This is a genomic window from Stenotrophomonas sp. SAU14A_NAIMI4_8 (genome assembly GCF_003086695.1).
Classification (GTDB): Bacteria; Pseudomonadota; Gammaproteobacteria; order Xanthomonadales; family Xanthomonadaceae; genus Stenotrophomonas.
This window is the reverse complement of sequence record NZ_CP025999.1, coordinates 2,561,912-2,584,180: the sequence shown is the minus strand read 5'-3', so window position 1 is coordinate 2,584,180 and position 22,269 is coordinate 2,561,912. Positions and strand designations below refer to the sequence as shown.

Below are 22,269 nucleotides of genomic sequence, written 5' to 3'. Positions count from 1 at the left end.
AAGGGTATGATGGTCGCCCCCTTTCCTATTCCTGCGGCGGGCCACGTGCCTGCCCGGCAACGAGACGACACGATGGCCGACAACGGCGCGAGCAACGAGCGACTGATCTGGATCGACCTGGAAATGACCGGGTTGGATACCGACAACGATTCGATCATCGAGATCGCCACGGTTGTGACCGACGCGCAGTTGAACGTGCTGGCCGAAGGCCCGGAATTCGCCATTCACCACCCGCTGGAAACGCTGGAGGCGATGGACGAATGGAACCGCAACCAGCACCGCCGTTCCGGGCTGTGGCAGCGCGTGCTGGACAGCACCACTACGCTGGGCCAGGCCGAAGCGCAGACCATCAACTTCCTGGCGCAGTGGATTCCGGCCGGCGCCTCGCCAATGAGCGGCAACTCGATCTGCCAGGATCGCCGCTTCCTGCACCGGCAGATGCCGCGGCTGGAAAAGTATTTCCATTACCGCAATCTGGACGTGTCCACGGTGAAGGAACTGGCCAAGCGCTGGGCACCGAGCGTGGCCGCGGGCCTGACCAAGAACAGCAACCACACCGCGCTGAGCGATGTGCACGATTCCATCGCCGAACTGCGCCATTACCGCCAGTTCATGGGCGAGCTGTCGGGCCTGCCGGTCGCCTGAGCAGGTGGCCGGGCATGGCCCGGCGCTACCCATTCCCGGGGTCGGATCCCTTTCCAGCGGAAAGGGCTCTGCCCCCAGTAACGCCGGGCCGCGTGTCCGCGACGATCCGTTCAACTTCCCGGCGCTATGATCGGCCCCATGAACGAGCCGATCCTGCTGCCGCGCGATATTGCCCACGATGCCCAGGACTGGGGCGACCTGCAGCGGGCGGTCGCCCTGCTGGAGGCGCCTACGATCACTGCGCGCATGGCCAACCTGGTGGGCACGCCGCTGGAATTTGCGGTGAAGGCGTTGCCGACCGCGGTGTCTGGGCGCATCCATGGCGCCGTGCAGGCCGCCTTGTCCAAGTCCGCGCAGGCGGCGTTGTGGAGCATGGGCAACACGCCGGGCAAATCCGCGTCTACGCGCTGGCACAAGCTGGCCGCGGCCACGTCCGGCGCGGTGGGTGGTGCGTTCGGCTTCGCCGCGCTGTTCATCGAACTGCCGGTGTCGACAACGATCATGATGCGCGCGGTGGCCGATGTCGCCCGCAGCGAAGGCTTCGACCTGTCGCAGTTCAGCACGCGCCAGGCCTGCCTGGAGGTGTTCGCACTGGGCGGCAATTCGCCGCGTGACGATGCCAGCGAAACCGGCTATTACCTGGCGCGCGGCTTCACCACCGATGTGATGCGGCATCTGTCGGCCGAACTTGCTGGGCGCGTGGTGACCGGGCGCGACCTGACCCTGGGCGTGGCACCGAAGGAAGCTGGCAAGCTGCTGGCCAAGCTGGTGGAGAAAGTGGCGGCCCGCTTCGGCGTGGTGGTGACTGAAAAGTTCGCCGCGCAGGCGGTGCCGATTGTCGGCGCCGCGGCGGGTGCGACGCTCAATACGATGTTCACCGACTACTACCAGGACATGGCGCGCGGCCATTTCATCGTGCGCCGACTGGAGCTGAAGTACGGCGAAGATGTGGTGCGCGCGTGCTACGACCGCATTGCCCATGGCGGGGCGTTGATCGAGCCGACGCTGTAACCGTGCAGCACCGCGGGGGCGGCCTTCATCCTTGCCCGCTGTATCCGCGCAGCGTTGACGGTAGAGTCGACCGTTGGTCGACTGCTTTTGGCCGACCGGTCCTGAAAGCCCGCGCTGCGCGCGATAGTCGACCAACGGTCGACTCTACCGTTCATCCTTGCCTGAGCGGCACAACTGTTTTGCCAGACTGCGTCTGTTGCGCCGTGCGCGGTACCCCCACTCTTGTGGGCAGTCCCCCGCACGAGATGCTGCCATGTTGTTCACCCCCTACCGCCTGGGCCCGTTGCGCCTGCCCAACCGTATCGTGATGCCGCCGATGACCCGCTCGCGGGCGGCGGCTGGCAATGTCGCCACCGCGCAGATGGCGCAGTACTACGCGCAGCGTGCCAGCGCGGGGCTGATCGTGAGCGAAGGCACGCAGATCAGCCCGCAGGGCCAGGGCTATGCGTGGACGCCGGGCATCCACAGCGCCGAGCAGGTGCAGGGCTGGCGGCAGGTGACCGACGCGGTGCACGCCGCCGGTGGCCGCATCTACGCGCAGCTGTGGCATGTGGGCCGCGTTTCGCACGTGGCCCTGCAACCCGACGGCGCCGCGCCGGTGTCTTCGTCGGCGCTGCGGGCCGAGGGCGTGAAGGTGTTCGTGGACCCGACCGGTGCCGGCCCGGACGCCGGCGTGGGCGAGATGCTGCAGCACTCGATGCCGCGCGCGCTGGCCGAGGACGAGATTCCCGGCATCATCGCCGATTACGCCCAGGCCACCCGTAATGCGCTGGCCGCCGGATTCGATGGCGTGGAGCTGCATGGCGCCAATGGCTACCTGATCAACCAGTTCATCGATTCGCAGGCCAACCAGCGCACCGATGGCTACGGTGGCGCGCTGCAGAACCGCCTGCGCTTCCTGCGCGAGGTGGTGCAGGCGGTGGTGGCGGTGGCCGGTGGTGATCGCGTGGGCGTGCGGCTGGCGCCGCTGACCACCCTGCAGGGTGCGGTGGATGACACGCCGCAGGCGACCTATCTGGCCGCTGCGCACCTGCTGGGCCAGCTGGGTGTGGGCTACGCGCACATTGCCGAGGCCGACTGGGAAGACGCACCGGAGATGCCGGTGGCGTTCAAGCAGGCGCTGCGGATGGTGTACCCGGGCACGCTGATCTATGCCGGCAAGTACAGTGCCGAGCGCGCCGAACAGGCGCTGGCCGAGGGCTGGGCCGATCTGATCGGGTTCGGCAGGCCGTTCATTGCCAACCCGGACCTGCCCGAGCGGCTGCGTACCGGGGCGGCGTTGAACGCACCGGACCGCGCGACCTACTTCGGTGGCGGAGCGACCGGCTACACCGACTACCCGGTGCTGGACGAGGTCGTCGAGGCCTGAATCCGCATCCGCCGGGTATGGCCCGGCGCTACCGATGCCGGTAGGTGCCGACCGTTGGTCGGCACTGCCGATCAGGGCTTGTCGCGCACCAGCGCGTCGGCTTCCAGCACGCCGCCGTCCTTGCCGTGCAGGTACAGGTGCATGTCCTGCTGCGGGTAGGGAATATTGATGCCGGCCTTGTCGTAGCCCAGCTTGATCTGCTCCAGCAGCGTGACCTTGGTGCCGAAGTGGTCGGCCGACTTCACGTAGCAGCGTATGCCCAGGTTGATGGCATGGGCGCCCAGTTCGTACACCACCACGTCCGGTTCGGGCGTGGCCAGCACGCGCGGGTCGGCCTTCATCAGCGCCAATGCAGTGTCGCGCGCCTGCTGGATGTTGTCCTCGTAGCCGATGCCCACCACCAGCTCCACGCGGCGGGTAGGTTCGGCGGTCAGGTTGATGATCGGCGCGGCGGTGATCAGCGTGTTGGGAATGGTGGTGTGCTGGTTGTCGGTGCCGGTGATGACGGTCTGGAAGATGCGCACTTCGCGCACGGTGCCGGTCTGCCCGGCCACGGTGACCACGTCACCCACGCGGAACGGGCGCAGGGTCACCAGCATCACCCCGGAGGCGATGTTCGACAGCGAATCCTTCAATGCCAGGCCGACGGCCAGGCCGGCGGTGCCGAGCACGGCCAGCAGCGGGGTGATCTGCACCCCCAATGTGCCGATGGCCAGGATCACCACGATCACCAGCGAGGCGGCGTAGACCACGTTGCGCAGGAAGCTGCCCAGCATCGGGTCCACGCCCATGCGCGCGGTGGCGCGCGGCATCGCGTTGGACAGGCGGCGGGCCAGCCACATGCCGATCAACAGCACCACGATGGCGGCCAGCAGCGGCACCCCGTACGTTTCCAGCAGGCGCTCCCAGTCCAGCGAGTGGAACCAGGACGCAGTGGCGGGGGCGGGTGGGGCAGTGGCGGTCATGGGGGCTCCTTGGCAGGGACGGCAACGGCGTGCGCGCACGCCAGAAACAACAAACCCCGCAGTAGCGGGGTTTGCATGTGCTGCCAGTATGGGCTGGCGCCGATGAACACGACGTCAGCCCATGCCACTACGGCATCAGCCGTTGGCCTTCAGCTTGGCCAGGCGCAGCCAAGTGTCGACCACGGTGTCCGGGTTCAGTGACACCGACTCGATGCCTTCCTGCATCAGCCATTCGGCCAGATCCGGATGGTCGGACGGGCCCTGGCCGCAGATGCCGACGTACTTGCCCTTGGCACGCGCCGACTTGATGGCCATCGACAGCAGCTTCTTCACCGCCGGGTTACGTTCGTCGAACAGGTGCGCAACGATGGACGAATCGCGGTCCAGGCCCAGGGTGAGCTGGGTCAGATCGTTGGAACCGATCGAGAAGCCATCGAAGATTTCCAGGAACTCATCGGCCAGCAGTGCGTTGGACGGCACTTCGCACATCATGATGATCTTCAGGCCGTTCTCGCCCTGCTTCAGACCGTTCTGGGCCAGAACCTCGACCACCTTGCGGCCTTCTTCCAGGGTGCGCACGAACGGAATCATGACCCACAGGTTGTCCAGGCCCATTTCGTTGCGCACGCGCAGCACGGCCTGGCATTCCAGCGCGAAGGCGGCGGCAAAGCTCGGATCGACGTAACGGCTGGCGCCGCGGAAGCCGATCATCGGGTTCTCTTCGTGCGGCTCGTAGTTGCTGCCGCCGACCAGGTTGGCGTACTCGTTGGACTTGAAGTCCGACAGGCGCACGATCACCGGGTTCGGTGCTACCGAGGCGGTGAGGGTGGCGATGCCTTCGGCCAGGCGGTTCACGTAGAAGCTGACCGGATCACCGTAGCCGGCGATCTTCTCGTCGATCTTCTTCTTGGTGGCCGCATCCTGGCGGTCGTATTCCAGCAGCGCGTTCGGGTGGATGCCGATGTGGCTGGCGATGATCATTTCCAGGCGGGCCAGGCCGATGCCGGCGTTCGGCAGCTGGCCGAAGTCGAAGGCACGTTCCGGGTTGGCCACGTTCATCATGATCTTCAGCGGCGCCGCCGGCATGTTGCCCAGGTCGGTGGTGGTGCGCTCGAACTTCAGCTGGCCTTCGTAGATGAAGCCGGTATCGCCTTCAGCGCAGCTGACGGTGACCGGCTGGCCATCTTCGATGACCTTGGTCGCATTGCCCGAACCGACCACGGCCGGCACGCCCAGTTCGCGGGCGATGATGGCGGCGTGGCAGGTGCGGCCGCCGCGGTTGGTGACGATGGCCGAGGCGCGCTTCATCACCGGTTCCCAATCCGGGTCGGTCATGTCGGCGATCAGCACGTCGCCGGGCTGCACGCGGTTCATGTCGTCCAGGGTCTTGACCACGCGGGCCACGCCCGAGCCGATCTTGGCACCGACGGCGCGACCTTCAGCCAGCACGTTGCCGCCCTTTTCGGTCAGCGCGAAGCGCTCGATCTGGGTGGCGTGGCTGCGCGACTTCACCGTTTCCGGGCGTGCCTGCACGATGAACAGCTTGCCGCTGACACCGTCCTTGGCCCACTCGATATCCATCGGGCGGCCGTAGTGCTTTTCGATCACCAGCGCCTGCTTGGACAGTTCCTGCACGTCCTCGTCGCTGATGGAGAAGGTGCTGCGCAGTTCGGCCGGGGTGTCTTCGATCTTGACGCGCTCACCGGGCACGTCCGAATACACCATGCGGATCGCCTTGCTGCCCAGCGAGCGGCGCAGGATCGCCGGCTTGCCGGCCTGCAGGGTGGGCTTGTAGACGTAGAACTCGTCCGGGTTCACCGCGCCCTGCACGACCATTTCGCCCAGGCCGAACGAGGAGGTGACGAAGACCACGTCACGGAAGCCCGATTCGGTGTCCAGGGTGAACAGCACGCCGGAGGAACCGACGCCCGAACGCACCATCAGCTGCACGCCGGCGGACAGGAACACGTCTTCGTGCTTGAAGCCGTGGTGCACGCGGTAGGCGATGGCGCGGTCGTTGTACAGCGAGGCGAACACTTCCTTGACCTTGTGCACGACATCGTCGGCACCGGTCACGTTGAGGAAGGTTTCCTGCTGGCCGGCGAAGGAGGCATCGGGCAGATCTTCGGCGGTGGCCGAGGAGCGCACGGCCACGGCCACGTCGCCGCCGCCGTTGTCGGCGCTCAGCTTGGCGTAGGCACTGCGGATGTCCTGGTCCAGCTGCGGCTGCAGCGGCGCATCGATCACCCAGCTGCGGATCTCCTTGCCGGCCGCGGTCAGCGCGGTCACGTCTTCGACGTCCAGCGTGGCCAGCTTGTCGAAGATGCGCTTGGACAGGTCGTTGTGTGCGATGAAGTCCTTGAAGGCTTCAGACGTGGTCGCATAGCCTCCGGGAACGGAGACGCCCAGACCGGCCAGGTTGCCGATCATCTCGCCCAGCGAGGAATTCTTGCCGCCCACGCGGGCCAGATCGGCCAGACGCAGTTCGTGCAACCACAGGATGTTCTCGTTCAAGCGCGATGCTCCGTTTGGCCATCGCCCGAGGCGGGCTGAGTGGCCGCGTCCGTAGGAAGAAGTCGATATGATGCCGGGCAGACCACCGTCGGCACAAGCTTGTGCTGGCGGCCCTTTTAAGCTTCGTAGGGGGTAAAAGCGCGCATGTCGACCATCCGACCGGTGTTCTACGTTTCCGATGGAACCGGTATCACCGCTGAAACCATTGGGCATAGCCTGCTCACCCAGTTCACCGGGTTCAGCTTCATTACCGACCGAATGTCTTTTGTCGATGACCCCGAAAAAGCGCGTGAAGCCTGTGCCCGGATCCATGCGGCGGGGGAGCGCTACCAGGTTCGGCCGATCGTGGTGAACAGTTGCGTGGACCAGAGCCTGAGCCTGATCCTGGCCGAAAGCGGGGCGCTGATGCTGGATGTGTTCGCCCCGTTCATCGAGCCGCTGGAGCGGGAACTGGCCAGCCCGCGCCTGGCCCGGGTCGGCCAGGCCCACGGCATGGTCGACTTCGACACCTACCACCGCCGCATCAATGCGATGAACTTCGCCCTGACCCACGATGATGGGATCGCGGTGAACTATGACGATGCCGACGTGATCCTGGTGGCGGTGTCGCGGGCTGGCAAGACCCCCACCTGCATCTACCTGGCCCTGCATTACGGGGTGCGCGCGGCCAATTACCCGCTCACCGACGAGGACCTGGAAAGCGACCGCCTGCCGCCGCGCCTGCGCAACTACCGGCGCAAGCTGTTCGGCCTGACCATCGACCCGGACCGCCTGCAGCAGATCCGCCAGGAACGTCGGCCGAATTCGCGCTACGCCAACCTGGAAACCTGCAAGCGCGAGGTGGCCGCGGCCGAGGTGATGTTCCAGATGGAGCGGATCCCGACCCTGAGCACCACCCATACCTCGATCGAGGAGATTTCCAGCAAGGTGCTGGCCACGCTGGGGCTGCAGCGCGAGCTGTACTGACCGACGGATGCGCCCGGTAGCGCCGGGCCATGCCCGGCGGTGGTTGAACCGCCCCCTTTGGCCGGGGCCATCGTGCCCCCACGTTGTATGGCCAACGTGTAGGATCGACCCATGGCCCACGCCTCGCCCCGAACCGAACGCATTCCCCGCCTCAGCCGGCTGAGCTGGCTGATGGGGCTGTACGCCGAGAATTACCGGCACCTGGTGCGCCTGTTCGCGCCGGCCGAACTGACCGCTGGCAGTTATGTGTCCTCGGTGGGCGACGGCCTGGACGTGCGCCTGGACGTGATCGAATGCCACCGCTACACGGTAGAGCTGCGCCTGACCTACGACCTGGCCGACCCGGTGACCGGCGAACCGGACCCCTCGGCCTATGTGCGCCTTTACCGTGATGCCCGCCAGGCCGAGACCACCCACTGCTACGTGGGCCGGCGCTGGCAGGACACTATGGGGCTGTATCCGCCGCCGGCCGAGCTGATCAACCACCGCATGCGCATGAACACCTTCCTGGGCAAGTGGCTGGAATACCTGGCCGAGCGCGGCCATGGCGTGGCCACCCTGCGCCGCGACCCGGACGGCCCGGCAGCGGTTTCGGCCGAGCGCCGCCTGTCGCTGGTGCGCTGATCGGCCATAATCGTGGGCTGACCCGCCGCCGGATCCGCCCCATGCCGTATACCCCGATCGTCGCCACCCTGGGCTATGTGCTTTCGCCCGATCGCCGCCAGGTGCTGATGATCCACCGCAATACCCGGCCCGGTGACCACCACCTGGGCAAGTACAACGGTTTGGGCGGCAAGGTCGAACCCAGCGAAGACGTGGCCGCCGGCATGCGCCGTGAGATCGCCGAAGAGGCGGGCATTGACTGCACCGCCATGCGCCTGCGCGGGACCATCAGCTGGCCGGGCTTCGGCAAGCACGGCGAGGACTGGTTCGGCTTTGTGTTCGTGATCGACAGCTTCGAGGGCACCCCGCACGGCGGCAACCACGAGGGCACCCTGGAGTGGGTGGACGTGGACAAGCTGGACACGCTGCCGATGTGGGAAGGCGACCGCAACTTCCTGCCGCTGGTGTTCGATGCCGACCCGCGGCCGTTCCACGGGGTGATGCCCTACCGCGACGGGCGCATGCAGAGCTGGTCGTTCAGCCGGCTGTGAGGTGGTCGCGCGCCGCAGTGCTCGCCGGGCATGGCCCGGCGCTACCGATCTGACACCGGCGGGGGTGGCTCAGCGGCGCTGGGCCAGCAGCAGGTGGAAATACTTGTCCCGCGTCTGCCCGTCATTGCCGGCCGCCGTCTCGCGGTGCGCGCGCCAGCCGCACACACTGAACCCGGCCACGCGCAGGGCCAGCTCCACCGCGTCCAGTTCGTGCAGGTGGAAATCATCGGTGAAGGGCAGGGTGCGCATGAAGGCGGCATCGCCGAAGGCCAGGCACACGCGGCCACCCCGGCGCAGCACGCGGGCCAGCTCGGTCAGTACCGGGGCCAGGTCCGGCCAGAAGTACAGCGTGTTGACCGCCAATGCGGCATCGATGCTGGCATCGGCGACCGGCAAGGCGTGGGCATCGCCCGTGCGCAGCGCGGCGCGGCCGGCCAGCCCTGCCGACGCCAGGCGCTGGTTGCCGGCCTCGACCATGGCCGTGGACAGTTCAATGCCCAGATAGCGGCTGCCCTGGGCCTGCAGCAGCAGCGGCACGAAGGCCGCGTTGCCGGGGCCGATTTCCAGCACCTGTTCGTGATCGGCAACGGCCAGCAGGGCGATGGCGGTCTGGTTCAGTGCCGCGTTGCTGCGGTTCATCGATTCGGCCACGGCCAGCGCGGCCTCGCCATGGGGCTGCCGCAACTGCGCGGCCAGCGTACGTGCATCCAGCATCAACATCGTCCGTCAAGGGGGGAACTCGGACGTGGCGGCGGCGGGTCCGCCGTTGACCATAGCGCTGCGCGCCCGGGTTGGGAAGTAGGAAAACCCCGCAGCGTGGTGATGAGAAAATAGCCAGCGTCGCAGCCTCTGCGACCGGGTTGTCCACAGCGGGTGTGGATTACGCGTGGGCAACTTTGTGGATAAGCCATGGCAGGCGCCACCCCCCTAGGCTGTCAAGATGGGTGGCGAAAAATTCACCGCAGGTGAGTGCGTGTGATGCCGGGGTGAAGGCGGGTCATCGCCGCGCTGTTGTCCGCGCCGGTGGTCGCGGTACCCTGTGGCCCTTGATGCCCCGTGAGATTCCATGAAACGTCATTTCTCGATGCTGCGCGAATTCCAGCTGGCCGATTGGTTCACCCTGGCCAATGCGTTCTGCGGCACCGGCGCGGTGTTTGCCGCGATGCGCTTCCTGCAGGACGGCGAGCGTGGCTACCTGCTGTTTGGCATGGCGCTGATCCCGCTGGCCTTCATCTTCGACGCGCTGGATGGCCGCATCGCACGCTGGCGCAAATCCAGTTCCACCCTGGGCCGCGAACTCGATTCGCTGTCCGACGTGATCTCCTTCGGCGTGGCGCCGGCGGCGCTGGCCTATGCCTGTGGCATGCAGGGCGGCTGGGACTGGCTGGTACTGAGCTATTTCGTCTGCTGCGGCGTCAGCCGCCTGGCCCGCTACAACGTGACCGCCGAGGCGCTGGCCGGTGACGAGGGCAAGGTGAAGTACTTCGAGGGCACGCCCATTCCCACCAGCCTGGCGCTGGTGATCGTGCTGGCCATTGCCGCCGGCACCGATGCCATCGGCCGGGACATCTGGTTCGGGCAGTGGCAGATCGGCCCGTGGCAGCTGCACCCCATGGTGCTGTTGTTCGCACTGTCCGGTTCGCTGATGATCAGCAAGACCCTGCGCATTCCCAAGCCCTGATGCAGCCCCGCGGAGGCGCACGATGACCAGCTCGGCCCACGACGCCGGCAGCAGCGATTTCGAAGCCCTGGCCCGGCAGTACTTCGGCGCCTGGGGCGATGCCCTGCGCCACGCCGGCGCACCGGGGGCACCGGCCGGCGATGACCCGGCCAGCTGGCAGCGCCTGTTCGACTGGTGGGGGCAGCTGTTGCCCGAACAGGGGCAGGGTGCGCCGGAAGACGCGCTGCGCCGCTTCCGCGAACAGGCCGGCAGCTGGTACGGCACCATGCAGGAAGTGGCCGCGCGCTTTGCCGGCCGCGACGCCAGCAGTGCCGATGTGGCCCAGGCCTGGCGCGAGGCGGTGAACGGACAGGGCGAGGGCATGCTGCAGTGGATGCTGCAGGGCGCGCGCGGCAGCACCCAGGCCGGAGCGGCGGTGCCCGAATTCGCCGCCTGGCTGCAGCAGTGGCAGCTGCAGGCCGGCCCATGGCTGCAAAGCCCGGCCTTCGGCCCGGGCCGCGAGCACCAGGCGCGCTGGCAGTCGCTGCTGCGCGCGCAGGAGGAATACCAGCAGCACTCGCGCGCCTACGTGGAACAGATCAAGCAGGCGCTGGAAGAAGCCTTCACCCTATTCGAGCAACGCCTGGCCGAGCACGAACAGCCCGGCAGCCAGCTGACCAGTGCGCGGGCGATGTTCGACCTGTGGATTGAAGTGGCCGAAGAGGCCTATGCCAAGGTCGCCCTGTCCGAGCCGTTCCAGCAGGTGTACGCCTCGCTGGGCAATGCGCAGATGCGCCTGCGCGCAGGCCTGCAACGCGAGGTGGAACAGATGAGTGAACGCATCGGCCTGCCGACGCGGAGTGAGATGGATACCGCGCACCGGCGCATTGCCGAGCTGGAGCGCAGCCTGCGCCGCCTGCAGGCGCAGGTGGCGGTGCTGGCCGGAACTGAAGCCGTGGACCCGGTGGCACAGCCGGCGGCGGCCAAGGTGAAGCCGGCGCCGCGCAAGGCTGCGAAGAAGGCGGCGCCGATGAAGAAGGCGGCGGCAAAGAAGGCACCTGCAAGGAAGGCACCGGCCAAAAAGGCACCTGCCAAGAAGACCACCGCGCGTGCGACGCCGAAGGTGCGTGGGCGATGAAAGGTCCGCTGGGCTTCAATGCCGACGATCTGATGCAGGAAACCCTGGCCATGCAGCGCAAGCTGATGCAAGGGTTGAAGCTGCTGCCGCAGGTGGAGGACGTGGACTACGGCGCCACCGCCCGCGAGGAAGTCTGGCGCGATGGCAAGGTGGTGCTGTACCGCTTCGTGGGCGAACACGCGCCCACCCGGCGCCGGCCCCTGCTGATCGTCTACGCGCTGGTGAACCGGCCGTACATGGTCGACCTGCAGGCCGACCGCTCGCTGGTGCAGAAGCTGCTGGCACTGGGCCAGGATGTGTATGTGCTGGACTGGGGCTACCCGGACCGCTCCGAACGTTTCCAGACGCTGGAAGACTACCTGCTGCGCTATATCGACGGCGCCGTGGATGCGCTGCGCGCGCGCAGCGGCGAGCCGGTGGACATGCTGGGCATCTGCCAGGGCGGCGTGTTCGCGCTCTGCTACGCCGCACTGCGCCGGCAGAAGCTGGCCAGCCTGATCACCATGGTCACCCCGGTCGATTTTCATACCGCCGACAACATGCTGTCGCACTGGGCCCGGCAGGTGGACGTGGACCTGCTGGTCGATACGCTGGGCAACATCCCGGCCGACCTGATGAACGCCAGCTACCTGATGCTCAAGCCGTTCCGCTTGAACGTGCAGAAATACGTGGGCCTGCTCGACATCCTGGATGACAAGGCGGCGCTGGAAGATTTCCTGCGCATGGAGAAATGGATCTTCGACTCGCCGGATCTGGCCGGTGAGGCATTCCGTGACTTCATCAAGCAGTTCTACCAGGGCAACGGGCTGGTGAACGGCACCGTGCGCATCGGCGAAGAGGCGGTGGATCTGTCGCAAGTGACCCTGCCGGTGCTGAACATCTATGCCGAGCAGGATCACCTGGTGCCGCCGGATGCCTCGCGCGCCATGCGCGGGCGCCTGGGCACGCAGGACTACACCGAGTCCAGTTTCCGCGGCGGCCACATCGGCATCTACGTCTCCGGCCGCGCCCAGCGCGAAGTCCCGGCTACCATCGACGGCTGGCTGAACGCCCGCGACCGGTAGAGTCGAGCTTGCTCGACTGCCCTTGGCCACGACCCGGAAACCACGATGTCCCGACGAACCCTTCTGATCCTCGCTGCAGTGCTGGCCGCCCCGCTGGCCCATGCCGCCCCCGATCCCCAGGCCCAGCGTGAGATCGCCCAGCTGATCGGCAGCCTGGACGGTTCGACCTGCCAGTTCCAGCGCAACGGCAGCTGGCATGACGCCGCCGCCGCCCGCGCGCACCTGCAGCGCAAGTACGACTACCTGTTGAAGAAGAAGCTGGTCGATACCCCGGAACAGTTCATTGAACGGGCTGCCAGCCAGAGCAGCATGAGCGGCAAGCCGTACCGGATCCGCTGCCCGGGCCAGCCGGAGCAGACCGCAGCGGCCTGGTTCGGCGCCCGCCTGCAGGCCCTGCGCCAACGCACGCCGTAGACATGGCCCGGGTGTAGAGTCGAGCTTGCTCGACTGCTTTTCGCCCGTGACCCAGGAGGTGCCACCATGAACACCACGCCGAAAACGCTGTCGCGTTCACTGAACGACCGCATGATCGCCGGCGTGATGGGCGGCATCGCCCACCGTTTCGGCTGGAGCCCGACGCTGCTGCGGGTGGTCTATGTGCTGGTGTCGCTGGCGTCGGCCGCGTTCCCCGGCATCCTGGTCTATCTGATCCTGTGGCTGCTGATTCCCAACGAGGCCGATTGAACGCGGCCGCGTCCCGACCGGTGCCGTTGTGGCTGCGCGCCGTGCAGGTGCTGGGCGCGCTGTGGACCTTGCCCAATTCGTTGATCGGCCTGCTGGCCGGGCTGGCGGGCCTGCTGGGTGGCGCCAGGCCGCGCTGGAGCGGCCGCGACTGCGCGCTGGTGTTCGACCGCTGGCCGTGGGGCCCGGGCGGGGCGATCACCCTGGGCAATGTGATCCTGCACACCGGCCACGATCTGGGCATGTGCTGCCGCACCTATGCGCACCAGGCGGGGTGGGGCGTGGAGCCGCTGATCCGGCTGGATGACCATGAACGGGCGCACGTGTACCAGTATCTGGTGCTGGGGCCGCTGTACCTGCCGGTGTATCTGCTGTGCGGGGGCGTGAGCGCGCGTAATCCGTTCGAGCGCGCGGCCGATCACTACGCCCGGTTCGGGCACGGCTGGTGGCCGTAGGTTCCAGCCAACGGCGCAGCCCCTCGTGGCTGGGGCGCTGCATCTGATTCACAGGGTTGGCCGGGCAGGTGGGTTGCGCAGGGGACGCTGCAAGTACGTCCATGTAAGCTCGGTCGCCGCATCCATGCGGCTCACGCCCCTGCGCAACCCACCTGCCCGGCCACGGACACGTTCCTGCGGCGGCCAGCCACGGAAAAGAAAAAGAAAAGCAGAAGCGGGTCGCGCGCTGCGCTTGCTCGCAGCCGAGCATGGCTATGCCGGTCGTCCTGACCGGCACCCTTCGGCTCTACAGGAAGCAAAGAGCCGCCGGACCGGTTGCTCTGCTCTTGATCTTCTTTTTCTTTTCCGTGGGTGGCGGACGCAGCAGCCATCTGTCAGAGGGCGGTCGGGTCGGGTTCGCGGGGGTGTCCGCGGCATGGATGCCGCGGCCAAGCCCCCATGGACGGGTTTACGGCGTCCCCCGCGAACCCGACCCGACCGCCCAGCACGACGATTTTTCCCTGGGTCGACCCACCCACCTGCCACCCACGAGGGGCTGCGCCGTTGGCTGGAAACCCTCGTTTGTTAGTTGAAAGTTAAAGATCCGTAAGCGTTCTGCTGTGATCGGGTCGTCATCTGCATGCAACCGATCGTCATTAGCCTTCGTGACGTTCCAGTCAGCTTGGTCGCGGTAAGCTCTACCCCGATGAGCCCACAAGTACCGCTCATCGTGTGCAGTACGTAGTAGCAATTTGGAGGAAGACATCACATGGCGATTGTTCTTTATGTCGGTGGTAGCAAGGACGGCGAGAAGGGCGTGGTGCCCTACGGCTTCAGCAAATCCCGCGCCGACACCGCGCTGGGGCCGGAGTTCTACACAGAGCGGTTCATGGAACTGCAGGGTGTCGGCAAGGTCCGCCTGATGGCACTGGAAAGCATGCGTGACGAGATCGTCATGCAGCGTGCGGCCCGCCATTACCGCTGACCTTCGCTACACGCGGCAGGGTGCGCCCACGCGCGCGCACCCGCGCCGGCATCCCAGCCGGGCCAGCACGGCCCCTTCTGCCAGGATGCCGGCGTCCCCACCCGGCGCTGCCGCCTGAACCCCGCCGCTGTCAACGCTTGTATGCCCGCGCCGGGCATGGCCAGAATGGGTCTTTCCCGTAAAGCGGCACAGACCGGAAGCAATGCACGACGCCAAGAACGCCCAGAGCGCGCTCGCCCAGCAGATCGCCCAGACCATCGCCGTCGAGATCGGTGCCCAGTCCGCCCAGGTGCGTGCCGCCGTCGGCCTGCTCGACGAGGGCGCCAGCGTCCCCTTCATCGCCCGCTACCGCAAGGAAGTGACCGGTGGCCTGGACGATACCCAGCTGCGCAACCTGGAAGTGCGCCTGACCTATCTGCGTGAGCTGGAAGACCGCCGTGCCGCAGTGCTGGCCAGCATCGAAGAGCAGGGCAAGCTGAGCGATGCGCTGCGCAACGACATCCTGGCCGCCGATACCAAGAGCCGGCTGGAAGATCTGTACCTGCCCTACAAGCCCAAGCGCCGCACCCGCGCGCAGATTGCACGCGAAGCGGGGCTGGAGCCGCTGGCCGATGGCCTGCTGGGCGACCCCAGCCAGGACCCGCAGGCCTTCGCCGCCACCTTCGTCGACAGCGACAAGGGCGTGGCCGATGCCAAGGCCGCGCTGGAAGGCGCACGCGCGATCCTGATGGAGCGCTGGGGCGAGGATGCTGCGCTGGTGGGCGAACTGCGCACCTGGCTGGGCGATACCGGCGTGATCCGCGCGCGCGTGGCCGAGGGCAAGGAAAACGAGGGCGCCAAGTACCGCGACTATTTCGAACATGCCGAAGCGCTGGCGAAGATTCCGTCGCATCGGCTGCTGGCGCTGTTCCGTGCCCGCCGCGAGGAAATCCTGTTCCTGGAGCTGGACCCGGGCAGTGATGCCGAGGCCGGCCACCAGTACGCCGAAGGGCGGGTGGCACGCAAGGCCGGTATTGCCGACCAGGGCCGGGCGGCCGACCGCTGGCTGCTGGACGCCTGCCGCCTGACCTGGCGGGCCAAGCTGCATACCCACCTGTTGCTGGACCTGTTCAACCAGGCCCGCGAAAAGGCCGAGGCCGAAGCAATCGCGGTGTTCGGTGACAACCTGAAGGATCTGCTGCTGGCCGCGCCGGCCGGGCCGAAGACGGTGCTGGGGTTGGACCCGGGTATCCGCACCGGCTGCAAGATCGCCGTGGTCGATGCCACCGGCAAGCTGCTGGCCACCGAAACCATCTACCCGCACGAGCCGCGCCGGCAGTGGGATCAGTCGCTGCAGACGATCAAGCAGCTGTGCGCCAAGCACAACGTTGAACTGATCGCGATCGGCAACGGCACCGCCAGCCGCGAGACCGACAAACTGGCCGGCGAGGCGATCAAGGCCATCGGCAACCCGAAGCTGCAGAAGGTGGTGGTCAGCGAGGCCGGTGCGTCGGTGTATTCGGCCTCGGAATTCGCCGCCAAGGAGTTCCCGGGCCTGGACGTGTCGCTGCGTGGCGCGGTGTCCATTGCCCGCCGCCTGCAGGATCCGCTGGCCGAACTGGTGAAGATCGAGCCCAAGGCCATTGGTGTGGGCCAGTACCAGCACGACGTGGACCAGTACCGCCTGGCGCGCGCGCTGGATGCCCGCGTGGAGGACTGCGTGAACGCAGTGGGCGTGTACGTGAACACCGCCTCGGCGGCGCTGCTGTCGCGCGTGTCGGGGCTGTCGTCCACGGTGGCCGAGAACATCGTGCGCCACCGCGATGACAACGGCCCGTTCAAGCGTCGCAAGGATTTGCTGAAGGTCGCGCGGCTGGGTGAAAAGACCTTCGAACAGTGCGCCGGCTTCCTGCGCATTGCCGATGGCGACCAGCCGCTGGATGCCTCGGCCGTGCACCCGGAAGCCTACCCGCTGGTCGAGCGCATCGTGGCCAGCACCGCGCGCCCGATCAAGGCGCTGATCGGTGATGGCAGCTTCCTGCGTGGGCTCAAGCCGGAACAGTTCACCGACGCCACCTTCGGCGTGCCGACCGTGCGTGACATCCTGAAAGAGCTGGAAAAGCCGGGCCGCGACCCGCGCCCCGAGTTCAAGGCGGCGCGCTTTGCCGAGGGCGTGGAGGACATCAAGGACCTGCGCGAAGGCATGGTGCTGGAAGGCGTGGTCAGCAACGTGGCCGCCTTCGGCGCGTTCGTCGATATCGGCGTGCACCAGGACGGCCTGGTCCACATTTCCGCGCTGTCGGACACCTTCGTGAAGGACCCGCGCGAGGTGGTCAAGGCCGGCGACATCGTGAAGGTGAAGGTGCTGGAGGTGGACGTGGCGCGCAAGCGCATCGCCCTGACCCGGCGCCTGGACGATGCCCCGGGCCAGGCCACCAGCCGCCCCGGTGCGCGTGATGAGCGCGGCCAGGGCGGGCCGGCGCGGCGCGATGGCGGCGCAAACCGCGGCCCCAACCGCGGCCCCAACCGTGGCCAGGGGCAGGGCGCGGCGCGTCCCGCCACCTCGGCCCCGCCGGCCAACAATGCCTTGGCCGAGGCCTTCGCCCGGGCCAAGCGCAGCTGAGCCAACCGCCCCCGGCCACGAGCACCGTGGCGGGGGGACTTGTCGGCCTTCCCCGGCGTGCGCACACTGGCGCCCATGGGGGGGCCGCGGGCCGCCCTGCAGGGTGCCGGGGAGGGCCATGACGCCAGCACGACCCGCCAACGCGACCGCAGGCTGCAGCGCCGGGCTGCGGAATGCGTGCGCCCGCCGTTCCGCGCGGGGGCGCCGATGACCGGGCACGGCCATGACGCCAATGCGCTGCTGGAGCGACGCCTGCAGGAGCTGTCCGAAGAGCGCCGCCGTCTGGCGATGATCATTGAAGGGACCGCCGCCGGCACCTGGGAATGGAACGTGCAGACCGGGCAGATGCGGGTGAACGCGCGCTGGGCCGAGATCGTCGGCTACCGCCTGGACGAGCTGGAGCCGATCTGCCAGGAAACCTTCATCGCGCTGGTGCACCCCGACGACCTGGCCCATTCCGACGCGGCGCTGGAGGCGCACTTCCAGGGCCACAGCGACCATTACCGCTGCCTGCTGCGCATGCGCCACAAGAACGGCCAGTGGATCTGGATCCACGACCGTGGCCGCGTGTACGAATGGGACGGGCAGGGGCGCCCGCTGTGGATGGCCGGCGCGCATGCCGACGTGACCGAACTGCAGATGGCGCGCCAGGACGCTGCCGACATGCGCCACCGGCTGCAGGCGGTGGTCGATGCGTCCGACGAAGTGGCGGTGATCGCCACCGATACCGAGGGGCTGATCACCCTGTTCAACACCGGCGCCGAACGCCTGCTGGGCTATGCCGCCAGTGAGGTGGTCGGCAAGCTCAACCCCGGCGTGTTCCATGAGCCGGACGAAATGCGTGCCTACCTGGCCCCGCTGGCCGACGCCGATGGCCACCCACCGTCGGTCTTCCAGGCGTTGACCGCGCAGGCGCAGGGCCAGACCTTTTCGCGGCAGTGGACCTTCCTGCGCAAGGACGGCCAGCGCCGCCAGGTGCGCCTGTCGATCAGCCGCATGGACGGCGCCGACGGCGAGCGCATCGGTTATGTCGGCATGGCCATCGACATCACCGAGATCCTGCAGGCGCGTGCCGAAGCGCGACTGGCGGCGGACAAGTTCGCCGGTGCTTTCACCTCCGCGGCGCTGGGCATGGCCCTGGTGTCGCTGGAAGGGCGCTGGCTGGATGTGAACGATGCGCTGTGCCGCATCCTGGGCTACCCGCGCGAAGAACTGCTGCAGGTCGACTTCCAGCGCCTGACCCACCCGGCCGACCTGCAGGCCGACCTGCAGCTGGTGCAGGACCTGTTGAGTGGCCGGCGCAACCACTACCACCTGGAAAAGCGCTACCTGGACCGCGATGGCAACACCATCTGGGCGCGTCTTTCCGTTTCGCTGGTGCGCAACGAACGCGGCGAGCCGCTGCATTTCGTGTCGCAGATCCAGGACATCACCGGCCAGCGCAGCAGCGAACAGCGCCTGTTCGAAAGCGAGCAGCGCAGTCGCATCACCCTGGATGCGGTGGCCGACCTGGTGCTGAGCGTGACCCTGCAGGGGCGCATCGAATACGCCAATGCCGCCGCGGTGCGCATGCTGTCCGGTGATGGCGCGTTGACCCTGGCCGGGCACAATGTGAAGGACGTGCTGGCGCTGACCACCGAATACGCGCCGAACTCGGTGCTGGACGTGGCGGTGCTGCTGGACCCGGACAGCAATGCGGTGGATCTGCATGCCGACCTGCTGCTGCGCCTGGGCACGGCCACCGTGCCGGTGGACCTGACCCGCGCCTGGCTGCGCGACGACGAAGGGCATGTGCGCGGGGCAGTATGGGTGCTGCGCGATGACACCCAGCAGCGTGCCCGCCAGCGCGAGGCCCGGCACCTGGCCGAGATGGACCCGCTGACCGAACTGAGCAACCGTCGTGGCTTCGAGGTGCACCTGCAGCAGGCGATTACCCATGTCGAGCGCACCGGCCAGGCTGCGTCGCTGATGTACATCGACCTGGACCGCTTCAAGCCGGTGAACGATACCTGGGGCCATCTGGCCGGCGATGCGGTGCTGTGGGCGGTGGCCAGCGTGCTGCGCCATGGCGTGCGCGATTCGGACGTCGTGGCCCGGCTGGGCGGCGACGAATTCGCGGTGATCCTGTCCGGCTGCGGCCCGCGGCGCGCTGCACGCATTGCCGGCGAACTGCTGAACACCCTGGCCGCGCTGGCCATTCCGTGGGACAAGGCGGTGCTGCGCATCGGTGCCAGCATCGGCATTGCGCCGCTGGCGCCGGGCATGGGCGTGGACCAGGCGGTGGCCGCCGCCGACGCGCAGTGCTACCGGGCCAAGGCCCTGGGCCGCAACAACGTGCAGGTGCAGGGCCTGACCGCCGACCTGCCGCCCGAAGACGGCGACGGCGGCTGAACCGGCCCGTACCGACGGCCCGCATGAAGGATGTTTCATTTGCCCGCCCCGGCCGATTTGGCGAGCATGGGCGGGTCTGAGCACCCCAGGGCCCCATGTCGCGCGTACTGACCATCGAGGACGATGCCATCACTGCCCAGGAAATCGTGGCGGAGCTGGGCAGCCATGGCCTGCAGGTGGACTGGGTGGCCGACGGGCGCGAAGGCCTGGTGCGCGCGGCCAGCGGCGAGTACGACGCCATCACCCTGGACCGCATGCTGCCGGGGCTGGACGGCCTGGCGATCGTGACCACCCTGCGCCGCATCGGCGTGAACACCCCGGTGCTGATGCTCAGTGCGCTGTCGGATGTCGACGAGCGTGTGCGCGGCCTGCGTGCCGGTGGCGATGACTACCTGACCAAGCCGTTTGCCTCCGATGAAATGGCCGCGCGAGTGGAGGTGCTGCTGCGCCGCCGCCAGCAACCGGCCGGCAACGATACCGCGCTGCGCGTGGGCGACCTGCAGCTGGACCTGCTGGCGCGCACCGCACAGCGCGGTGGCCGCACCCTGAGCCTGCTGCCGACCGAGTTCAAGCTGCTGGAATACCTGATGCGCAATGCCGGCCAGGTGCTGACCCGCATGATGCTGTTCGAGGAAGTGTGGGGCTACCACTTCGACCCGGGCACGAACCTGATCGACGTCCACATCGGCCGGCTGCGGCGCAAGCTCGACCTGCCCGGCGGCCCTTCCATGATCCGCACCGTGCGGGGTTCGGGTTATGTCCTCAGCGAAGCTGTCTGACGGCTGGCGCTCATCCAGCAGCCGCCTGCTGGGCCTGTACAGCCTGCTGTTCGTGGCGTGGTGCAGCGTGCTGCTGGGTGTCCTGTACTGGCGGGTGTCGCATTACCTGGATGACCTGGCGCAGTCGGCGCTGCTGCAGCGTGCGCATCTGTTCGAACACTTCACCGGCGATGCGCTGTGCGAGGCGCTGCGCGAGAACCGCCGGTACGACGTGCACGGCATCGATGCCTATGGTGTCTTCACCGCGGCGGGCACGCCCTTGGCCGGCCCGTTGAAGGCGCTGCCGGCGCAGCTGCCGCTCGATGGCCAGGTGCACCGGGTCAGCGGATTGCCCTTGTCCGATCCAACGGCGGTGGGCAAGCGCGGCTTCGGCCTGGCCATGCCCACCCGCGATGACCGCGTGCTGGTGCTGGTGCGCTACAGCGGGCCCTTGAACGAAGTGAACCACCTGATCCTGGACGCGCTGCTGTGGGGGGTATCGCTGACCCTGCTGCCGGGCCTGCTGGGCTGGCAGCTGCTGCGGCGGCGCCCGCTGCGGCGCATCCAGGCGATCGAGCAGGCCACCGCGCGCATCGTTGCCGGTGACCTGGGGCAACGCCTGCCGGTGGCCGATCGCCGTGACGAACTGGACATGCTGGCGGCCATCGTCAACGCCATGCTGGACCGCATCGAGCAGCTGATGACCGAGGTGAAAGGCGTCTGCGACAACATTGCGCATGACCTGCGCACGCCACTGACCCGCATGCGCGCGCAGTTGTATCGGCTGCGACAGCAGCTGGGCGAGGGTGATGCGCAGGCCGTGGCGCTGGACCAGGTGCTGGATGAAACCGATACGTTGATGGCGCGCTTCCGCGCGCTGCTGCGCATTTCCGAACTGGAGGACCACCAGCGGCGCTCCGGTTTCGTGGAGCTGGCGCCGGAAGCGCTGCTGCAGGAAATCCATGCGTTCTACGCGCCATTGGCCGAGGAAAAGGGGCAGTGGCTGCGGCTGGAAGTGGCGCCGGAGCTGCCCAGTGTGGTGGGTGATCGCGGGCTGTTGTTCGAAGCCATCGGCAACCTGCTGGACAACGCGATCCGGTTTGCGCCCGAAGGCGGGCGCGTGCAGTTGTCGGCGCGTGCGGAAGCCGGGGCGACGCGCATTGTGGTGGAAGATTCCGGGCCGGGCATTGCCGAGGCCGAGCGTGAGCTGGTGTTCCAGCGTTTCCATCGTAGCGAGGCCAGCCAGGGCGGCGGCTTCGGTCTGGGGCTGTCGATCGTGGCGGCCATCGCCGGCCTGCACGGTTTCAGGCTGGGGGTAGGGCAGTCGCCACTGGGCGGCGCCAGCTTCAGCCTGCTGTGCCGGCCGCAGGTGTTGTAGGGGGGTGTTTATGCAGGGCTTGCAGCCCTGCACCCGCTCAACGCAACGGCAAAAGCCGGGCATCCGTGGGATGGCGGGGTGGGTCCGGTTGCGGGGGACGGCGCAAGTACGTCCATGTAGCCTCGGTCGCGCCATCCATGGCGCTCACGCCCCCGCAACCGGACCCACCCCGCCTTCGACAGTTGTCCGGTGGCCAGTAGATCCACGCCATGCGTGGATGCTTTTCGAATTCAATTCGAAATCTTCGATTCCGATTGAGATTCATCCACGCATGGCGTCGATCTACCAGATCGCTGGAATCTGTCAGAGGTGGGGCGGTGTCGGATTGCGGGGTGTCAGCCGCATGGATGCGGCTGCCAAGCCTACAAGGACGTACTTGCGGCGTCCCCGCAATCCGACACCGCCCCGCCATCCCACGGATACACAGCTTTTGCCGTCGCCGTTGCCGTTGCATTGAGCGGGTGCAGGGCGCAGCCCTGCCGAACACCCCTTTCATGAAATATGTTTCATGCGCGGCACAGCCTTGTTTTAGGCGCCAGCGCGGATACTTCACG

Annotated in this window: 20 protein-coding genes; 17 read left to right on the top strand and 3 right to left on the bottom strand. The window is 67.5% G+C overall.

All coding sequences use genetic code 11. From position 1 onward, the window contains the following. The first annotated feature begins 72 nt into the window (after positions 1–72). The 3 genes from orn (at position 73) to C1930_RS11905 (ending at position 3,025) form a co-directional block, all read left to right on the top strand. On the top strand, positions 73–645 hold the full coding sequence (orn, locus tag C1930_RS11915) for an oligoribonuclease (protein WP_108749924.1): 573 nt from the start codon (positions 73–75) through the stop codon (positions 643–645). Between the two features lie 138 nt (positions 646–783). Further along, positions 784–1,656, top strand: coding sequence for an EcsC family protein (locus C1930_RS11910; protein WP_108754824.1), 873 nt, complete (start codon positions 784–786; stop codon positions 1,654–1,656). 253 nt (positions 1,657–1,909) lie between these two features. Next, positions 1,910–3,025: an alkene reductase gene (locus tag C1930_RS11905; RefSeq protein WP_108771833.1), complete on the top strand. Its 1,116-nt coding sequence runs from the start codon at positions 1,910–1,912 to the stop codon at positions 3,023–3,025. A gap of 71 nt (positions 3,026–3,096) precedes the next feature. Here the strand turns inward: C1930_RS11905 and C1930_RS11900 are convergent, their stop codons facing one another. Next, on the bottom strand, positions 3,097–3,990 hold the full coding sequence (locus tag C1930_RS11900) for a mechanosensitive ion channel domain-containing protein (protein WP_108771832.1): 894 nt from the start codon (positions 3,988–3,990) through the stop codon (positions 3,097–3,099). A 135-nt stretch (positions 3,991–4,125) separates the two neighbouring features. Next, positions 4,126–6,504, bottom strand: a complete 2,379-nt coding sequence (gene ppsA, locus C1930_RS11895; RefSeq protein WP_108749920.1) for a phosphoenolpyruvate synthase — start codon at positions 6,502–6,504, stop codon at positions 4,126–4,128. Between the two features lie 144 nt (positions 6,505–6,648). Between ppsA and C1930_RS11890 the strand changes: the two genes are divergently transcribed. The 3 genes from C1930_RS11890 (at position 6,649) to C1930_RS11880 (ending at position 8,624) form a co-directional block, all read left to right on the top strand. Beyond that, positions 6,649–7,470, top strand: coding sequence for a pyruvate, water dikinase regulatory protein (locus tag C1930_RS11890; RefSeq protein WP_108771831.1), 822 nt, complete (start codon positions 6,649–6,651; stop codon positions 7,468–7,470). Between the two features lie 111 nt (positions 7,471–7,581). After that, positions 7,582–8,094 carry a DUF1249 domain-containing protein gene (locus C1930_RS11885; protein WP_108749918.1) on the top strand — a complete coding sequence of 171 codons (513 nt, stop codon included), beginning with the start codon at positions 7,582–7,584 and terminating at the stop codon, positions 8,092–8,094. A gap of 41 nt (positions 8,095–8,135) precedes the next feature. After that, positions 8,136–8,624: an 8-oxo-dGTP diphosphatase gene (locus C1930_RS11880; RefSeq protein ID WP_108753381.1), complete on the top strand. Its 489-nt coding sequence runs from the start codon at positions 8,136–8,138 to the stop codon at positions 8,622–8,624. Between the two features lie 69 nt (positions 8,625–8,693). Here the strand turns inward: C1930_RS11880 and C1930_RS11875 are convergent, their stop codons facing one another. Then, positions 8,694–9,344 carry a class I SAM-dependent methyltransferase gene (locus tag C1930_RS11875; protein WP_108756463.1) on the bottom strand — a complete coding sequence of 217 codons (651 nt, stop codon included), beginning with the start codon at positions 9,342–9,344 and terminating at the stop codon, positions 8,694–8,696. A gap of 346 nt (positions 9,345–9,690) precedes the next feature. On the opposite strand from C1930_RS11875, the gene C1930_RS11870 reads away from it, so the two are divergent. The 11 genes from C1930_RS11870 (at position 9,691) to C1930_RS11820 (ending at position 21,715) form a co-directional block, all read left to right on the top strand. Next, on the top strand, positions 9,691–10,305 hold the full coding sequence (locus tag C1930_RS11870) for a phosphatidylcholine/phosphatidylserine synthase (protein WP_108749915.1): 615 nt from the start codon (positions 9,691–9,693) through the stop codon (positions 10,303–10,305). A gap of 22 nt (positions 10,306–10,327) precedes the next feature. Beyond that, a complete protein-coding gene (gene phaE / locus C1930_RS11865) occupies positions 10,328–11,422 on the top strand; it encodes a class III poly(R)-hydroxyalkanoic acid synthase subunit PhaE (protein WP_108771830.1) in 1,095 nt (364 codons plus the stop codon). Beyond that, the gene (gene phaC / locus C1930_RS11860) at positions 11,419–12,486 is read left to right on the top strand and encodes a class III poly(R)-hydroxyalkanoic acid synthase subunit PhaC (protein ID WP_108771829.1); all 1,068 of its coding nucleotides are present in this window, start codon (positions 11,419–11,421) and stop codon (positions 12,484–12,486) included. Before phaE ends, phaC begins: the two co-directional genes overlap by 4 nt. A 45-nt stretch (positions 12,487–12,531) precedes the next feature. Then, positions 12,532–12,900 (top strand): YfeK family protein, encoded by a 369-nt coding sequence (locus tag C1930_RS11855; protein ID WP_108756459.1) that lies wholly within the window; start codon positions 12,532–12,534, stop codon positions 12,898–12,900. 66 nt (positions 12,901–12,966) lie between these two features. After that, a complete protein-coding gene (locus C1930_RS11850) occupies positions 12,967–13,170 on the top strand; it encodes a PspC domain-containing protein (protein ID WP_108749910.1) in 204 nt (67 codons plus the stop codon). Then, positions 13,167–13,622 (top strand): hypothetical protein, encoded by a 456-nt coding sequence (locus C1930_RS11845; RefSeq protein ID WP_108756458.1) that lies wholly within the window; start codon positions 13,167–13,169, stop codon positions 13,620–13,622. The genes C1930_RS11850 and C1930_RS11845 overlap by 4 nt, the downstream gene beginning before the upstream one ends. A 748-nt stretch (positions 13,623–14,370) precedes the next feature. Continuing rightward, positions 14,371–14,586 (top strand): hypothetical protein, encoded by a 216-nt coding sequence (locus C1930_RS11840; protein ID WP_006374014.1) that lies wholly within the window; start codon positions 14,371–14,373, stop codon positions 14,584–14,586. Between the two features lie 202 nt (positions 14,587–14,788). Beyond that, a complete protein-coding gene (locus tag C1930_RS11835; protein WP_108771828.1) occupies positions 14,789–17,188 on the top strand; it encodes a Tex family protein in 2,400 nt (799 codons plus the stop codon). Between the two features lie 207 nt (positions 17,189–17,395). Further along, entirely contained in the window at positions 17,396–19,579 is a 2,184-nt protein-coding gene (locus C1930_RS11830; protein WP_108771827.1) for a PAS domain S-box protein, read from the top strand. Positions 19,580–19,674: 95 nt separating this feature from the next. Further along, positions 19,675–20,358, top strand: a complete 684-nt coding sequence (locus C1930_RS11825; protein ID WP_108753371.1) for a response regulator transcription factor — start codon at positions 19,675–19,677, stop codon at positions 20,356–20,358. Next, a complete protein-coding gene (locus C1930_RS11820; protein WP_108756455.1) occupies positions 20,336–21,715 on the top strand; it encodes an ATP-binding protein in 1,380 nt (459 codons plus the stop codon). The genes C1930_RS11825 and C1930_RS11820 overlap by 23 nt, the downstream gene beginning before the upstream one ends. Positions 21,716–22,269: the final 554 nt, after the last annotated feature.

Bases quoted from the DNA above. Each gene is read 5' to 3' on its own strand.
- C1930_RS11880 (WP_108753381.1), top strand. From the start codon at position 8,136: ATGCCGTATACCCCGATCGTCGCCACCCTGGGCTATGTGCTTTCGCCC.
- C1930_RS11905 (WP_108771833.1), top strand. From the start codon at position 1,910: ATGTTGTTCACCCCCTACCGCCTGGGCCCGTTGCGCCTGCCCAACCGT.
- C1930_RS11885 (WP_108749918.1), top strand. From the start codon at position 7,582: ATGGCCCACGCCTCGCCCCGAACCGAACGCATTCCCCGCCTCAGCCGG.
- C1930_RS11900 (WP_108771832.1), bottom strand. From the start codon at position 3,990: ATGACCGCCACTGCCCCACCCGCCCCCGCCACTGCGTCCTGGTTCCAC.
- C1930_RS11870 (WP_108749915.1), top strand. From the start codon at position 9,691: ATGAAACGTCATTTCTCGATGCTGCGCGAATTCCAGCTGGCCGATTGG.
- C1930_RS11910 (WP_108754824.1), top strand. From the start codon at position 784: ATGAACGAGCCGATCCTGCTGCCGCGCGATATTGCCCACGATGCCCAG.
- C1930_RS11890 (WP_108771831.1), top strand. From the start codon at position 6,649: ATGTCGACCATCCGACCGGTGTTCTACGTTTCCGATGGAACCGGTATC.
- C1930_RS11855 (WP_108756459.1), top strand. From the start codon at position 12,532: ATGTCCCGACGAACCCTTCTGATCCTCGCTGCAGTGCTGGCCGCCCCG.
- C1930_RS11875 (WP_108756463.1), bottom strand. From the start codon at position 9,344: ATGTTGATGCTGGATGCACGTACGCTGGCCGCGCAGTTGCGGCAGCCC.
- C1930_RS11820 (WP_108756455.1), top strand. From the start codon at position 20,336: ATGTCCTCAGCGAAGCTGTCTGACGGCTGGCGCTCATCCAGCAGCCGC.
- C1930_RS11850 (WP_108749910.1), top strand. From the start codon at position 12,967: ATGAACACCACGCCGAAAACGCTGTCGCGTTCACTGAACGACCGCATG.
- C1930_RS11835 (WP_108771828.1), top strand. From the start codon at position 14,789: ATGCACGACGCCAAGAACGCCCAGAGCGCGCTCGCCCAGCAGATCGCC.
- phaE (WP_108771830.1), top strand. From the start codon at position 10,328: ATGACCAGCTCGGCCCACGACGCCGGCAGCAGCGATTTCGAAGCCCTG.
- orn (WP_108749924.1), top strand. From the start codon at position 73: ATGGCCGACAACGGCGCGAGCAACGAGCGACTGATCTGGATCGACCTG.
- C1930_RS11825 (WP_108753371.1), top strand. From the start codon at position 19,675: ATGTCGCGCGTACTGACCATCGAGGACGATGCCATCACTGCCCAGGAA.
- C1930_RS11830 (WP_108771827.1), top strand. From the start codon at position 17,396: ATGACCGGGCACGGCCATGACGCCAATGCGCTGCTGGAGCGACGCCTG.
- C1930_RS11840 (WP_006374014.1), top strand. From the start codon at position 14,371: ATGGCGATTGTTCTTTATGTCGGTGGTAGCAAGGACGGCGAGAAGGGC.
- phaC (WP_108771829.1), top strand. From the start codon at position 11,419: ATGAAAGGTCCGCTGGGCTTCAATGCCGACGATCTGATGCAGGAAACC.